Origin of the sequence: Streptomyces aurantiacus (assembly GCF_027107535.1) — a bacterium.
Lineage (GTDB): Bacteria > Actinomycetota > Actinomycetes > Streptomycetales > Streptomycetaceae > Streptomyces.
In genome coordinates, this window is sequence record NZ_CP114283.1 from 538,067 (window position 1) to 552,048 (window position 13,982).

Here is a 13,982-nt window from a genome sequence, read left to right on the forward strand (position 1 = left end):
GGTGTGCGGCCCCGGCCGCGGCGGGCTGCCCCCGGTGGAGGGCTCCATGGGAAGGTATTACGCCAACTGTGCGGTGTTCCCCCTGTTTCGGGGGCGGGGACCCGGCATATGCGTCAGCATCAGGACGTGCTGAGTACCGGAGCGTTGCGGGCGCACCTGCTGGCGGCGAGGCTGGCCGGGACCGTGGCCACCTCGCGCGAAGTGAGTCTCAGGAGCTACCGGCTGTTCGCGGCGCGGGACCCACGAGTGACGATCGGGCTCGATCCCGAATGGGCCTGGAAACAGTCCGATCTGATCGCGTTGATGGCGGACAAATGCGGGGTATCGGGTGATCCCCGGCATACGTCCGGACTCGATGTGATCGATCCTGAGCGGACTCTCGTGGCGCTCGACGCTTTCGCGGAGCGGCTTGCGGAAGCGGCGCGCAGGCGTTCCCCGGTGCTGCTCGGCACCGGGCATCCGCACCGGCTGCTCGGTTTCTACGCCGCTCTCGCGGACGCTCTGTCGGCGGCGGGATGTGCTGTCCTCACCCCTGCGTATGGTGACTGTGTCGACATAACGACCCGGTTCGGCCTACGCACGTACAACCTTGACTACGTACGAGGAGTCGCGCTCGTGCGGGAAGCCGGGGCGCAGGGCGCCGGGCGTGAGACCGGCGCACACACGCACTCCCCCCTCCCGGTTCGGACGGCTCTGGCCGCCGCGGCCGAGGCCGGCGGGCCGCTTCCCGAACTCGTGGTGGGAGACCACGGATGGGTCTGCGGAGCAGGTCAGCTGGGGTTCGAGGCCATCGGCCTGGGTGACACCGACGATCCCGCGCTGTTCGTCGGAGAGGCTGAGGGGCGGGTGTCCGTCGTCGTTCCACTTGATGACGCTGTGCGGTCTGATTACTACCGACCGCTTACTCGCTATGTACTCAATCGAGCGTGTCTGTCACAGTAGGCCGCCGACGGGGGCTCCTCTTCCCCACTCGCATCACCCGCCCCTACTCTGGGGAGTGAGCACGCAACGACGAAGTGTCACCGGAAGGGGAAGCCGGTGACCGTCGAGTGCGGAAGGTTCAGGTGTGTCATGGCTGCTGGCGAGAGGCCTCTGAACGAGGTTCAGTTCCTTACCGTGGCGGAAGTCGCCTCGGTGATGCGAGTGTCGAAGATGACCGTGTACCGCTTGGTGCACAGCGGTCATCTGCCCGCGATCCGGGTGGGGAGGTCTTTCCGCGTCCCGGAGCAAGCGGTTCACGAGTACCTTCGCGAGTCCTACGTGGGGGTGGAGACAGCCTGACGGCGGTCCGGAGGGGGCCCGGGGACGCACGATCGCGTCCCGGGGATCCCACCCGGAACTCCTCGATTACAACCTCGGCGCTCAGGCGGGTAGGCTGGCCCCTCATAAGTCGTGTGGGCCCATGCAGCCCAGCAACGAGTAAAGAGAAGTGAGCGAGGGTAGTCGTGGGCTCTGTTATCAAGAAGCGGCGCAAGCGGATGGCGAAGAAGAAGCACCGCAAGCTGCTCAAGCGCACTCGCGTTCAGCGTCGCAACAAGAAGTAGTCGCGACAGGCGGCGGTCGCCCACCTCGCGCAGGCGGGTAGTGGGCGACGCCGCGACAGTGCGCTCTGTGGCCCCCCACCGATCGGTGGGGGGCCACAGTCGTCCCTGCCCACGGTGTGCGGTGGGGCGAACGCTGTGCGTAGGCCCGGACCTGCGTCGGAGCGCCGAATGGCTTGGTCTGATCGTATGTCCGGGGGTGCCGTCACTTCATGCATCGGGCAGTCATCACAGCGCAACACCGAACCGCTAACGTGACCGTCACGGGGAACACGGCAGAGTACGAGCGGGATGTCGTCGACGGCTGGAAGGAAGGCGCTGATCTTGGGGAAGGTCGTGCTCGTGACCGGAGTGGCCCGTCAGCTGGGGGGCCGGTTCGTCCGACGGATCCAGCGTGACCCCGAGGTGGACCGGGTGGTCGCCGTGGACGCGGTCACGCCGGAACACCACCTGGGCGGAGCGGATTTCGTACGGGCCGACATAAGGCAGCCCACCATCGCCAGGCTGCTGGCCGAGCACTCCGTGGACACCGTGGTGCACATGGACGTGACGGGCACCCCGCTGGGCAGCGGAAGCCGGACCTCGGTCAAGGAGACCAACGTCATCGGCACGATGCAGCTGCTCGGCGCCTGCCAGAAGTCGCCGACGGTCAAGCGGCTGGTCGTGAAGTCCAGCACGAACGTCTACGGCTCCGCGCCCCGCGACCCGGCCGTCTTCACCGAGACGACCCCGCCCAAGTCGCTGCCCAGCGGCGGCTTCGCGAAGGACACGGTGGAGGTCGAGGGATACGTACGCGGCTTCGCGCGGCGCAGGCCCGACGTCGCCGTGTGCGTGCTGCGGTTCGCCAACATCCTCGGGCCGAGCGCGGACACCCCGCTCGCCGCGTACTTCTCGCTGCCGGTGCTGCCGACCGTCATCGGCTACGACCCGCGGCTGCAGTTCGTGCACGAGGACGACGTGATCGACGTACTGCGGATCGCCGCGCACGAGCCGGAGCGGGGCACGCTCAACAGCGGCACGTTCAACATCGCCGGCGACGGCGTCCTGCTGCTCTCGCAGTGCGCGCGCAGGCTGGGCCGGCCCACCGTCTCGTTGCTGATGCCCGCGATCACCTGGGTGGGCTCGGCGCTGCGTACGCTGGGCATCACGGACTTCTCGCCCGAGCAGTTGAGGCTGCTCACCCACGGCCGGGTCGTGGCGACGAACCAGATGCGCGAGACGCTCGGTTACCGGCCGAAGTTCACGACGGCGGAGACGTTCGCGGACTTCGCCCGCAGCCGGGGCCCCGGACTGCTGCCCCCCGAGGCCATTACGGGAGCCGTCGACCGGATCGCCGCACTGCCCGTACTGGGCGGTGGCCACCCCCCGACGCAGAGCGCCAACTGAGGAGCGCATCAACGATGGCGGACGCCAAGGTCATTCCGTTCGACGACGACCGGTCCCGCGGGAGTGCCGCACAGCGGTCGCCGCGGCGCCGGAGTGCGGGCAGCAGGCGGAAAGGCGAGCCCACGGCGGTTCAGGAGCTCCAGCCCCTGCCCGCACGAACGATTCAGCAGGATGATGGTCCTGTGACGCGTGAGGAACCGGCTGCTGTGGGGGAGCCGCACAACGGCGGCTGGGACCGGCGCATCGCCGGGGGCCTGTCGTTCCTGCGGCGGCGTCTGACGGGCGACTACGAGGTCGACGACTTCGGTTACGACCAGGAGCTCACCGAGCAGGTCCTGATGTCCCTGGTGCGCCCCCTCTACGAGAAGTACTTCCGCGTGGAGGTCAAGGGGATCGAGAACATCCCGTCGGAGGGCGGGGCGCTGATCGTCGCCAACCACTCGGGGACGCTGCCGCTGGACGGCCTGATGATGCAGGTCGCGGTGCACGACAACCACCCCGACAGCCGGCATCTGCGGCTGCTCGCGGCGGACCTGGTCTTCATGCTGCCGGTGGTCAACGAGCTGGCCCGCAAGGCCGGTCACACCCTCGCGTGCGCGGAGGACGCCGAACGCCTCCTGCAGCGCGGCGAACTGGTCGGCGTCATGCCGGAGGGCTTCAAGGGCATCGGCAAGCCGTTCAGCGAGCGCTACAAGCTGCAGCGCTTCGGCCGGGGCGGGTTCGTGTCGACCGCGCTGCGCCAGGGCACCCCGATCATCCCGTGCTCGATCGTGGGCGCCGAGGAGATCTACCCGATGATCGGCAACGCGAAGACCCTCGCGCGGCTGCTCGGTTTCCCGTACTTCCCGATCACGCCGACGTTCCCGTGGCTCGGTCCGTTGGGCGCGGTCCCGCTCCCGACCAAGTGGACGATCCAGTTCGGCGAGCCGATCCTCACGGACGGCTATCCGCCGGAGGCGGCCGAGGACCCGATGCTGATGTTCAACCTGACGGACCAGGTGAGGGAACAGATCCAGCACACCCTCTACAAGCTGCTGGTGCAGCGCCGTTCGGTGTTCTTCTGACGGACGTTCTGCCGCTCGTCGGCAGGTGCTGATCGACGGCGTGCATACGTGTGTGGGGCGCCCCCTTCGGAAAGGGGGCGCCCCACACACGTATGCACGGAGGCTAGCCCGCGTCCTCGCTGTCGATGCCCAGGCCCGGAAGCAGCCCCGGAAGCAGAGGCGGCAAGGTCACGTCCGGCTCGGCCGGCGGGGTGTCCTTGCCGGACGGGGTGGCGCCGGTGTCGTCCTCGGGCGGGTCGAGGAGGCCGCCCGTGTTGCCGCCGAGCAGACCGTCGTCCTGTGTCTTGGACGTGGACGGCTTGGGTTTGCCGCTGCTGGACCCGGTGCCGTCGGTGGAGCCGCCGCCGGTGGCGCTGGGTGTGGCAGCGCGGTCCGTACCGGAGGGGCCGGTGGAGTCCGAGCTCGCGCCGCGGTGCCGGCCGGTGCCCTCCGGCGCGGGCGGCTGCGGGAGCAGCGAGCGCAGCGGCTCGACCTCTTCGTCTATGGCGTCGAAGACCGAGCTGACCTCGCGGCTCACGTCGCCGAGCTGGACGGGCAGCCGGTCGCGCAGGGCGCCCCAGGCGTCGCGGTGCGACTGCGAGAAGGCCGACAGTGCCTGGATGGGGCCCAGGGAGTCCGGGTTCCGCTCGTAGGCCTCGTGCAGCAGGCGGTGGCCCTCGGAGGCGTCGTGCCGCATGCCGGACAGTGCGCGGCGGATCTCGCCCAGGGACTCGTGGTCCAGAGGGCCCGAGCGGCCGCGCTCCATCAGGCGGCGCGCCTCGCTCAGCCGGGTGGAGGCCTGGTCGAGGTAGAGCCGGCCACGGTCGCTGTTCCCGTCGGCCATGCCCAGCTTCAGGTCCTCCATACCGCGCTTGAGCCCGTAGAGCGAGTCACCGGGAAGGGCGTCGGAACTGGCAGCGGCGACGCCGCTGAAGGCTCCGGCGGCCACACCCACGGTGAGCCCGCCCGCGGCGAGCCCCTTCGACAGCCGGGAACGGGGTCGCAATTTCCCCAGCCCGGTCGCCCGATGCGCGCCTTTGCCCCGATGGGACCGTTGCTCGGGCACCGAAGGGCCCGTCGCCTCGCCTCCCGCGGCCGTGCCCTCGAGCAGCATGGCCTCCATCGCGGCCACCAGCTGAGCCCGCTGGACGACCTTGACCTCGGGGTCCAGCTCCGGTTTGGGCAGTTCGCCGAGGCCGGTCGCCAAGGACAGCATCCGGCTCTGCTCGGACCGGTCCGCGGCGGCCGGAGCAGGTCCTTCGGACTGCTCGGCCGCCGTGCCCCTGTCGGACTGCTCCTCCAGGGCCTGGGCGAAGGCGTTCGTCCGCCGGTGCGCCGATACGTTCGCGATCACTGGCGGCACCTCCTCTCGTCATGACGGTCGACTCCCCAGGGGGTCCTGAGGGGTGCACTCCCTGCCCGGAACTACACGATCGAGTGATCGGCAGTGGCCAGGGTGTGACCACAGGGAGCCTGTATCCCGCACAACGAGCGGCTCGGCACTTGGGTTACGGACGACGAATGATCGGACCGCGAAGTCAACAGACTTTCACGGAGGGTCAGTTGAGCGTCGCTGAGCGTACTGATTCGTACGGGGTCGTACCGGGGGCCGGTCCGGCGGGCCGGCCGGGTGGCGTCGAGGCCGGGTACGGGGTCTCAGCGGGCGTCTTCCGGGAGGAGTCGGGCCAGGGTGCGCACCGCCCGGTACTGGAGGGTCTTGATCGCGCCCTCGTTCTTGCCCATGACGCGGGCGGTCTCGGCGACCGAGAGGCCCTGGAGGAACCGAAGGGTCACGCACTCCTGCTGCTGGGGGTTGAGGCGGCGTACGGCGTCCAGCAGTGCCGCGTTCGAGAGGGACTCCAGGACGGAGTCCTCGGGGGAGCGCTCGACCTCGTTGGCGTCGAGCATCTCGCCGGTGGTCACTTCGAGCCGGAAGCGGCTCGACTTGAAGTGGTCCGCGACGAGGTTGCGGGCGATGGTGACCAGCCAGGCGCCGAAGTCACGGCCCTGCCAGGTGAACGTGCCGATGCGGCGCAGGGCGCGCAGGAACGTCTCGCTCGTCAGGTCTTCCGCGGTCGCCTTCCCGCCGACGCGGTAGTAGATGTAGCGGTACACGGTGTCGCTGTACTGGTCGTAGAGCCGGCCGAAGGCCTCGGCCTCACCGGCCTGTGCGCGCTCCACGAGATCCATCATCCGGGCGCTGTCACTGTCTGCGGCCGGGCGGCGTGCGGGGGTGGCTGGCGCGCTCGAACGTCCTCGTCTGCCGACCGCCGCGCTGCTCTCGGCCAGTGCGTAGCACGGGCCGACGGGCGCGGCGGAGACAGCGAGGGCGGGGACGGCGTACGCGGTGGGGACGAAGCCGCGCAAACGGTCGAGGACCGTTGCGCGCAGCGTAGCCAGGCCCGAGGCGTCAACCCCGACGTGTGGGTACACGGGACTCCCAGAGGCAGAGCTTCCATCACGTGCAGTACCGGACCGTTCACCCGTCGTAGCGAAGAGCGGGGTCCGTTATGCGTCTGAGGAGAATAACGCTTCGTACAGGCAGTGCTACACCCAGTTGCTCAAATCATCGATTACGTCGCTTCTGTAACCGAATGACGGCTGATCAAGTGCCGGACAGTGACCGGTTGTTGATCGAAATGGTTCGCGTTCCGTCTGAGTCCGGGGCGTGTTGTGGCCGGGTGCCGTCAACGGGACTGGCGGGGGCGGTGTGCGGGTAGAAGAGCCGGATTGCCCGTTACCCGTGCGCTCCGTCAGGGCGCGGGGAACCGCGCGGCCCGACGTGACGAACCCGCGGGCCGGGGTGAGGGGGCTCGCCGGGGAGCGCTAGCGGCGGCGGCGGTGCAGGGCGATGGCCGCGGCCGTGCCGCCCGCGACTGCGCCGACCCCGGCCGCCGCGGGGATGCCGACCTTCGCCGCCTTGCGGCCCGTGCGGTAGTCGCGCAGCCGCCAGTCCAGGGTGCGGGCGTGCTTGCGGAGCTTGGTGTCCGGGTTGATCGCGTAGGGGTGCCCGACCAGCGAGAGCATCGGGATGTCGTTGTGGGAGTCGCTGTACGCGGCGCAGCGGCCGAGGTCCAGGCCCTCCGCCGCCGCGAGTGCGCGTACCGCCTCCGCCTTGGCGGGGCCGTGCAGCGGTTCACCGACGAGCTTGCCCGTGTAGACGCCGTCCACCGATTCCGCGACCGTGCCGAGCGCGCCGGTCAGGCCGAGCCGGCGGGCGATCACCGTGGCGATCTCGACCGGGGCGGCCGTGACGAGCCACACCTTCTGGCCGGCGTCCAGGTGCGCCTGGGCCAGGGCGCGGGTGCCGGGCCAGATGCGCTCGGCCATGTACTCGTCGTAGATCTCCTCGCCGATCGACATCAGCTCGGCGACGCGGTGGCCCTTGACGATGGACAGCGCGGAGTCGCGCGCGTCCTGCATGTGCTCCGGGTCCTCGATGCCGGCCAGCCGGAACCAGGCCTGCTGCCAGGCGAACCGGTAGAGGTCCCGGGACTCGAAGAACTTCCGCTTGTAGAGGCCCCGGCCGAAGTGGAAGATCGCCGCACCCTGCATCACGGTGTTGTCCAGGTCGAAGAACGCGGCGGCCTGGTCGTCGCCGAAGACGGGGAACACCGGCTCGACGCCTTCGGGCGCGGCTTCGTGCGCGAGCTCCTCCAGCTCCTGGGAGGTCTTGCGCGCTGCCTCAGCCGAGGCCTCGCCTGCCAGCACGCTGCGCGCGGTCGCGGAGCGTCTACGGGGGGTGAGCCATCCGAGAGCGGCCATGGCGTGAGCATAGCCAGTTTGTTCGGTGGTCCTGGAGTCGGGAGGTTTGGATGCTGTGAACTCTCCGCGACGTGTTGTCGAAGAGCGCATCCCCCTCGGATCGCTCTCCCGGTCGGTTCGAGAGGTGGCTGTGCTTCGGCTGTGGGGTGGTGAGGGCCTGTCGCGCGGCTCCCCGCGCTCCCGGCGGAGCATCACCCCTTTATGGGGCGCCGCTGCCGGGGGAGCGCGGGAGAATGGGTCGTATGAGTCCCATCTTTCGGCGTGCGGAGCGCCGCGCGGAGAAGAAGGCGCCGCAGCAGCGGCTGGTCACCCTGATCGGCAAACCCGACTGCCACCTGTGCGAAGACGCACAGGCCGTCGTCGAGAAGGTCTGCGGTGACCTCGGAGTCCCCTGGGAGACGAAGGACATCACCCAGGACGCGGACCTGCACCGCGAGTACTGGGAACAGATCCCGGTGGTGCTGGTGGACGGGGCGCAGCACACGTTCTGGAAAGTGGACGGGGAGCGGCTGCGACGGGCGCTCACCTCGTAGCCACCGCTGCCGGGCGGCAGGAGTAATCGGACCGTGGCCTGACCGAGCAGTCCAACGGGTCCCGAAAGTCACTTAGGATCGAGGGCGATTCGGACTCGGGGGCGGGGATCGTAGAGGAGAGTGTGCGGCTTTGCCCCCAACAAGTGAGGAACGAAGGTGTGCGAGCGCCGGTTCCGTACGGGTGCGCCGGGGGTGCGTGACCCCGGTCACGTTGGCCGGGCAAATCGGACACCATCTTTGTGCACGCGTTCACAAAGACATAGCCTGCATTCGACGGGGCGGTCCAGGAACGTGTGACCGCCTGCAGCCCCGCGCTACCCGCAGGAGCACCGTGGCAACTGGCCGAACTCACCGAACGGCGACCCGCAGCCGAGGGATTCCCGAGGCCACCGTCGCCAGGCTTCCGCTGTACCTCCGAGCCCTCACCGCTCTGTCGGAGCGCTCGGTACCCACGGTCTCCTCCGAGGAACTCGCGGCCGCGGCGGGGGTCAACTCCGCCAAGCTGCGCAAGGACTTCTCGTACCTCGGGTCGTACGGCACGCGCGGTGTGGGCTACGACGTCGAGTACCTCGTCTACCAGATCTCCCGCGAGCTGGGCCTCACCCAGGACTGGCCGGTAGTGATCGTCGGTATCGGTAATCTCGGCGCGGCCCTGGCCAACTACGGCGGGTTCGCCTCGCGCGGGTTCCGTGTCGCGGCGCTGATCGACGCCGATCCCGAGATGGCGGGCAAGCCCGTCGCCGGCATCCCCGTGCAGCACACCGACGAGCTGGAAAAGATCATCGACGACAACGGTGTGTCGATCGGTGTCATCGCGACCCCCGCCGGGGCCGCGCAGCAGGTCTGCGAGCGGCTCGTCGCCGCCGGCGTGACCTCCATCCTGAACTTCGCGCCGACCGTGCTGACCGTGCCGGACGGCGTCGACGTACGCAAGGTCGACCTCTCCATCGAGCTGCAGATCCTCGCCTTCCACGAGCAGCGCAAGGCCGGCGAGGAGGCCGAGGCCCAGGCCGACGCCGTACTCAAGGCCGAGGCCGCGGCGGCCAAGGAGGCCGGGAAAGGGCCCGACGGGGATGTCCCCGCCGTGATGCCGGCATGAGTCTCCTCGTCGTCGGGCTGAGCCACCGCAGCGCTCCGGTCAGCGTCCTCGAGCGGGCCGCGCTGCCCGCGGACGCCCAGGTCAAGCTGCTCCAGGACACCGTCGCCGCCGAGCCGGCCACCGAGGCCGCGGTACTCGCCACCTGCAACCGGATCGAGCTCTACGCCGACGTGGACAAGTTCCACGCCGGTGTCGCCGATCTCTCCACGCTGCTCGCGCGGCACAGCGGGGTCGGGCTGGAGGAGCTCACCCCCTATCTCTACGTGCACTACGAGGACCGGGCCGTCCATCACCTCTTCTCCGTGGCCTGCGGCCTGGACTCGATGGTGATCGGCGAGGGGCAGATCCTCGGCCAGATCAAGGACGCGCTCGCCACCTCGCAGGAGGTGCACTCGGCCGGACGGCTGCTGAACGACCTGTTCCAGCAGGCGCTGCGGGTCGGCAAGCGCGCGCACTCCGAGACCGGCATCGACCGGGCCGGGCAGTCCCTGGTGACCTTCGGCCTGGAGCAGTTCGCCGCCGGAGCATCGGTCGACGCCTGGGCCAGGGGCAAGCGGGCCCTCGTGATCGGCGCGGGCTCGATGTCCTCGCTGGCCGCGGCCACGCTCGCGCGTGCCGGAGTGGCCGAAGTGGTCGTCGCCAACCGGACCTTCGACCGGGCCGAGCGGCTCGCCGAGCTCCTCGGGGAGCAGTACGGACAGCGGCCGGACGGGCAGGACGGCACGGACGTGCTGGCCCGGGCGGTGCCGATGGACGCGGTGGCGGGTGAACTGACACGTGCCGACGTCGTCGTGTCGTGCACCGGTGCGACAGGACTCGTCCTCACGGCCGAGAGCGTCGCCGAGGCGCTGGAGGGCCGTACGGTCCCGTCGCAGGCCGAGGCCGGTGGCGTTCTCCGCGCGACGGGCGGCGGCTCCGCCCGGACGACCGCGACCCCCGCCGTACGGGACGACCTGCCGCCCACCAGCGTCGGCGCCGAGGACAACTGCCCCCTCGACCTCTCCGCCGTGCAGGCGACCGCCGGGTTCTCCGTGCTGGGCGAGGCCGCCGTGGCGGGGATGGCCGCCGCCGAGCTGGAGCAGCACGCCGCCTGGGTGGACAAGGGCGCGTCCGCCGCGGCGTCCGAGGGACAGACCGGCCTCACCGTGGCGCTCGACCCGGCCGCCGAGGCCGAGGCCATCGCCGCCCTCGCCGCCGCCGCGGCCACCGTCGGGCGCGTGCCCGAGCGGCGCCGGCCCGAGCCCGTCGCCGAGGCGCCTCGGCCCGCACCCGTTCTCTCGCTGCTCGACCTCGCCATGCCCCGTGACATCGACGCGGCCACGCACCGGCTGCCCGGGGTGCGGCTGGTGGACATCGAGTCCCTCGCCGACGCGTCCGCCACCGTGTCCGATCAACGGACACCGTCCGCGGGTGCCATGGCCGCCGACGTCGACCAGGTGCGGCGGATCGTCGCCGACGAGGTCGCCGCCTTCGGCGCCGCCCTGCGGGCCGCGCACATCACGCCGACCGTCGTAGCGCTGCGGACGATGGCCGCCGACGTCGTCGCGGGCGAGATCGCCCGGCTCGACGGACGGCTGCCCGGCCTCGACGACAAGCAGCGCGGCGAGATCACCCAGACCGTGCGACGCGTCGTGGACAAGCTGCTGCACGCGCCGACCGTACGGGTCAAGCAACTGGCCGCGGAGCCCGGCGGCGCCGGATACGCGGACGCGCTGCGGACCCTGTTCGACCTGGACCAGGAGACGGTCGACGCTGTCTCCCGGGCCGACGACCGTGACTCCGGGGACGGGCGCGTCGACGACGGCCGTTCCGGTAACGGCCGCGGCGACAACGGCCGCGGCGACAGCACCTTCGATGGCACTGCCTTCGGAGAACACACCTTCGACAGCGACAACTTCGAGAGCGCCGAGAACCGAGGGCGAGCATGACTGAGCAGGCACTGAGGCTCGGGACCAGGCGGAGCAAACTCGCCATGGCCCAGTCCGGGCAGGTGGCGGACGCCGTGAGCCAGGTGACCGGACGGCCCGTCGAGCTCGTGGAGATCACGACCTACGGAGACACGTCCCGCGAGCACCTCGCACAGATCGGCGGCACGGGCGTCTTCGTGACCGCCCTGCGCGAGGCGCTGCTGCGCGGCGAGATCGACTTCGCCGTGCACTCCCTCAAGGACCTGCCGACCGGGCAGCCCGACGAGCTGGCACTGGCCGCGGTACCGGTCCGCGAGGACGCGCGTGACGTGCTGATCGCACGCGACGGCCTGAAGTTCGCCGAGCTGCCGAACGGGGCGAGGATCGGCACCGGCTCGCCGCGTCGCATGGCCCAGCTGAACGCGTACGCGCGTGACCACGGGCTGACGATCGAGACCGTGCCGATCCGCGGGAACATCGACACCCGGATCGGGTTCGTGCGCGCCGGTGAGCTCGACGGCGTCGTCCTGGCCGCCGCCGGACTGCACCGCATCGGACGGACCGACGAAGTGACCGACTTCCTGTCGGTCGACACAGTTTTGCCCGCCCCCGGCCAGGGGGCCCTCGCGATCGAGTGTGCCGCGGACAACGCGGACCTCGTCGCTGCGCTCGCCGAGCTCGACGACCCGCTCACCCGGGCCGCCGTGACCGCCGAGCGGTCCCTGCTCGCCGCCCTGGAGGCCGGTTGCAGCGCACCTGTGGGTGCCTTCGCCGACCTTCTGGCCGACGGGCAGATTGTCAAGGAAATGCGCCTGCGCGGCGTCGTCGGCACGACCGACGGCTCGACGCTGGTGCAGTTGTCCACCACCGGTCCCGTGCCCGAGACACATGACCAAGCAATGGCGCTCGGCCGTGAACTCGCCGCCGAGATGCTTGCCAAGGGCGCGGCCGGTCTGATGGGGGAGCGAGCACATTGAGCCCCACCACCCTTCCCGCCGGCCTCGAACACGGGCACGTCACCTTCCTCGGTGCCGGACCCGGGGATCCGGGACTGCTGACTCTGCGCGCCGTGGAGGCGCTGGGGAACGCGGATGTCCTGGTCGCCGAACCCGAAGTGCTCGACGTCGTCCGCACGCACGCCAGACGAAACGTCACCGTGCTCGACACCGATACGGGCCCGAGCCCGGACACGCCTCAGCTGAAGGTAGTTGACGGCGCGTCAACCACCTCTGGCGTCCCCGCGTCGAAGGACGCGGCCAATATTGTCATGGAGGCCGCACGGAGCGGCAGGCGGGTCGTCCGAGCGGTCTCGGGTGACCCCGGGCTCGACGCGTACGCCGCCGGGGAGATGCTCGCCTGCGCCGCCGCGGGGGTGCCCTTCGAGGTCGTTCCCGGTGTCGCCGCCGCCGTGGGTGTGCCCGCTTACGCGGGTGTGCCGCTGCGGGACGCCGAGGGCACGGACGTGCGGTTCGTCGACGCCCGTACGGCCTCCGGGCGCTGCTGGACCGAGGTCGGCGCGTCCGACGGGACCGTGGTCGTCTCGGCGACCCTCGATTCCGTGGGGGCGGCCGCGGGTGAGCTCGTCGCCGCGGGCCGCAAGCCCGACACCCCGATGACCGTGACCGTCGCTGGTACGACGACCCGGCAGCGGACCTGGTCCGCGACGCTCGGGACCATCGCGCAGACGCTGAAGCAGGCCAAGGTGCTGCCCTCGCCCGAAGGCGGCCGGCCGGTGATAGCCGTGGTCGGTGAGCGTTCCTCAGCCGCCCAGCGCGACCAGTTGTCGTGGTTCGAGTCCAAGCCGCTGTTCGGCTGGAAGGTGCTCGTGCCGCGTACGAAGGAGCAGGCGGCGTCGCTCTCCGACCAGCTGCGGTCGTACGGGGCCGTGCCGCACGAGGTGCCGACGATCGCCGTCGAGCCGCCGCGCACGCCCCAGCAGATGGAGCGGGCGGTCAAGGGGCTCGTCACCGGGCGGTACGAGTGGATCGCCTTCACCTCGGTGAACGCGGTCAAGGCCGTGCGGGAGAAGTTCGAGGAGTACGGGCTCGATGCCCGGGCCTTCGCCGGTATCAAGGTCGCCGCTGTGGGCGAGCAGACCGCCAAGGCGCTGGTCGCCTTCGGGGTGAAGCCGGATCTGGTGCCCAGTGGTGAGCAGTCCGCCGCGGGGCTGCTGGAGGACTGGCCGCCCTACGATCCGGTCTTCGATCCGATCGACCGGGTGTTCCTGCCTCGGGCCGACATCGCGACCGAGACCCTGGTCGCCGGGCTCATCGAGCTGGGCTGGGAGGTCGACGACGTCACGGCCTACCGGACCGTGCGGGCGTCGCCGCCTCCGGCGGAGACGCGCGAGGCGATCAAGGGCGGCGGGTTCGACGCCGTTCTCTTCACGTCGTCCAGCACTGTGCGGAACCTGGTCGGTATCGCCGGGAAGCCGCACAACGTCACCGTGATCGCGTGTATCGGTCCGGCCACGGCCAAGACCGCCGAGGAGCACGGGCTGCGGGTCGACGTCATGGCTCCGGAGCCGTCCGTGCACCGGTTGGCGGAGGCGCTGGCCGACTTCGGGCTGCGGCGTCGGGCTTCGGCTCTTGAGGCCGGGGATCCTGTCACCCGGCCCAGTGAGCGGCGGCCCGGGTCTCGTAGGCGGCGGACCACCACGTAGTCGTGCCACGTGGTCATGCCACGTAGTCGTGGCGCTGGTGCGGTGC

Annotated in this window: 13 protein-coding genes; 10 read left to right on the forward strand and 3 right to left on the reverse strand. The window is 70.5% G+C overall.

Going from position 1 to position 13,982, the window contains the following annotated elements:
- Positions 1-126: 126 nt before the first annotated feature.
- The 5 genes from O1Q96_RS04075 to O1Q96_RS04095 all read left to right on the forward strand — a co-directional run bounded on the left by O1Q96_RS04075 (position 127) and on the right by O1Q96_RS04095 (position 3,991).
- Positions 127-942 carry a phosphatase gene (locus O1Q96_RS04075; RefSeq protein ID WP_269253469.1) on the forward strand — a complete coding sequence of 272 codons (816 nt, stop codon included), beginning with the start codon at positions 127-129 and terminating at the stop codon, positions 940-942.
- Positions 943-1,071: 129 nt separating this feature from the next.
- Entirely contained in the window at positions 1,072-1,281 is a 210-nt protein-coding gene (locus O1Q96_RS04080) for a helix-turn-helix domain-containing protein (protein WP_093781815.1), read from the forward strand.
- 164 nt (positions 1,282-1,445) lie between these two features.
- The gene (locus tag O1Q96_RS04085) at positions 1,446-1,544 is read left to right on the forward strand and encodes a 30S ribosomal protein bS22 (RefSeq protein WP_003948845.1); all 99 of its coding nucleotides are present in this window, start codon (positions 1,446-1,448) and stop codon (positions 1,542-1,544) included.
- Positions 1,545-1,865: 321 nt separating this feature from the next.
- A complete protein-coding gene (locus O1Q96_RS04090) occupies positions 1,866-2,927 on the forward strand; it encodes an NAD-dependent epimerase/dehydratase family protein (protein WP_269246889.1) in 1,062 nt (353 codons plus the stop codon).
- A gap of 14 nt (positions 2,928-2,941) precedes the next feature.
- A complete protein-coding gene (locus O1Q96_RS04095; protein ID WP_269246890.1) occupies positions 2,942-3,991 on the forward strand; it encodes a lysophospholipid acyltransferase family protein in 1,050 nt (349 codons plus the stop codon).
- 103 nt (positions 3,992-4,094) lie between these two features.
- On the opposite strand, the gene O1Q96_RS04100 is transcribed toward O1Q96_RS04095, so the two are convergent.
- The 3 genes from O1Q96_RS04100 to O1Q96_RS04110 form a co-directional block, all read right to left on the reverse strand.
- Positions 4,095-5,324, reverse strand: a complete 1,230-nt coding sequence (locus tag O1Q96_RS04100) for a DUF5667 domain-containing protein (protein ID WP_269246891.1) — start codon at positions 5,322-5,324, stop codon at positions 4,095-4,097.
- 302 nt (positions 5,325-5,626) lie between these two features.
- The gene (locus tag O1Q96_RS04105) at positions 5,627-6,403 is read right to left on the reverse strand and encodes an ECF subfamily RNA polymerase sigma factor, BldN family (RefSeq protein WP_217455742.1); all 777 of its coding nucleotides are present in this window, start codon (positions 6,401-6,403) and stop codon (positions 5,627-5,629) included.
- Positions 6,404-6,796: 393 nt separating this feature from the next.
- The gene (locus O1Q96_RS04110) at positions 6,797-7,735 is read right to left on the reverse strand and encodes an HAD family hydrolase (RefSeq protein WP_269246892.1); all 939 of its coding nucleotides are present in this window, start codon (positions 7,733-7,735) and stop codon (positions 6,797-6,799) included.
- 233 nt (positions 7,736-7,968) lie between these two features.
- Between O1Q96_RS04110 and O1Q96_RS04115 the strand changes: the two genes are divergently transcribed.
- The 5 genes from O1Q96_RS04115 (at position 7,969) to O1Q96_RS04135 (ending at position 13,936) form a co-directional block, all read left to right on the forward strand.
- Positions 7,969-8,268, forward strand: a complete 300-nt coding sequence (locus O1Q96_RS04115) for a glutaredoxin family protein (RefSeq protein ID WP_269246893.1) — start codon at positions 7,969-7,971, stop codon at positions 8,266-8,268.
- A 331-nt stretch (positions 8,269-8,599) separates the two neighbouring features.
- A complete protein-coding gene (locus O1Q96_RS04120) occupies positions 8,600-9,367 on the forward strand; it encodes a redox-sensing transcriptional repressor Rex (RefSeq protein WP_269246894.1) in 768 nt (255 codons plus the stop codon).
- On the forward strand, positions 9,364-11,295 hold the full coding sequence (locus tag O1Q96_RS04125) for a glutamyl-tRNA reductase (RefSeq protein WP_269246895.1): 1,932 nt from the start codon (positions 9,364-9,366) through the stop codon (positions 11,293-11,295). The genes O1Q96_RS04120 and O1Q96_RS04125 overlap by 4 nt, the downstream gene beginning before the upstream one ends.
- Entirely contained in the window at positions 11,292-12,251 is a 960-nt protein-coding gene (gene hemC / locus O1Q96_RS04130; RefSeq protein ID WP_269246896.1) for a hydroxymethylbilane synthase, read from the forward strand. Before O1Q96_RS04125 ends, hemC begins: the two co-directional genes overlap by 4 nt.
- Complete coding sequence (locus O1Q96_RS04135; RefSeq protein WP_269246897.1) at positions 12,248-13,936, forward strand: bifunctional uroporphyrinogen-III C-methyltransferase/uroporphyrinogen-III synthase; 1,689 nt, start codon at positions 12,248-12,250, stop codon at positions 13,934-13,936. The genes hemC and O1Q96_RS04135 overlap by 4 nt, the downstream gene beginning before the upstream one ends.
- Positions 13,937-13,982 lie beyond the last annotated feature (46 nt).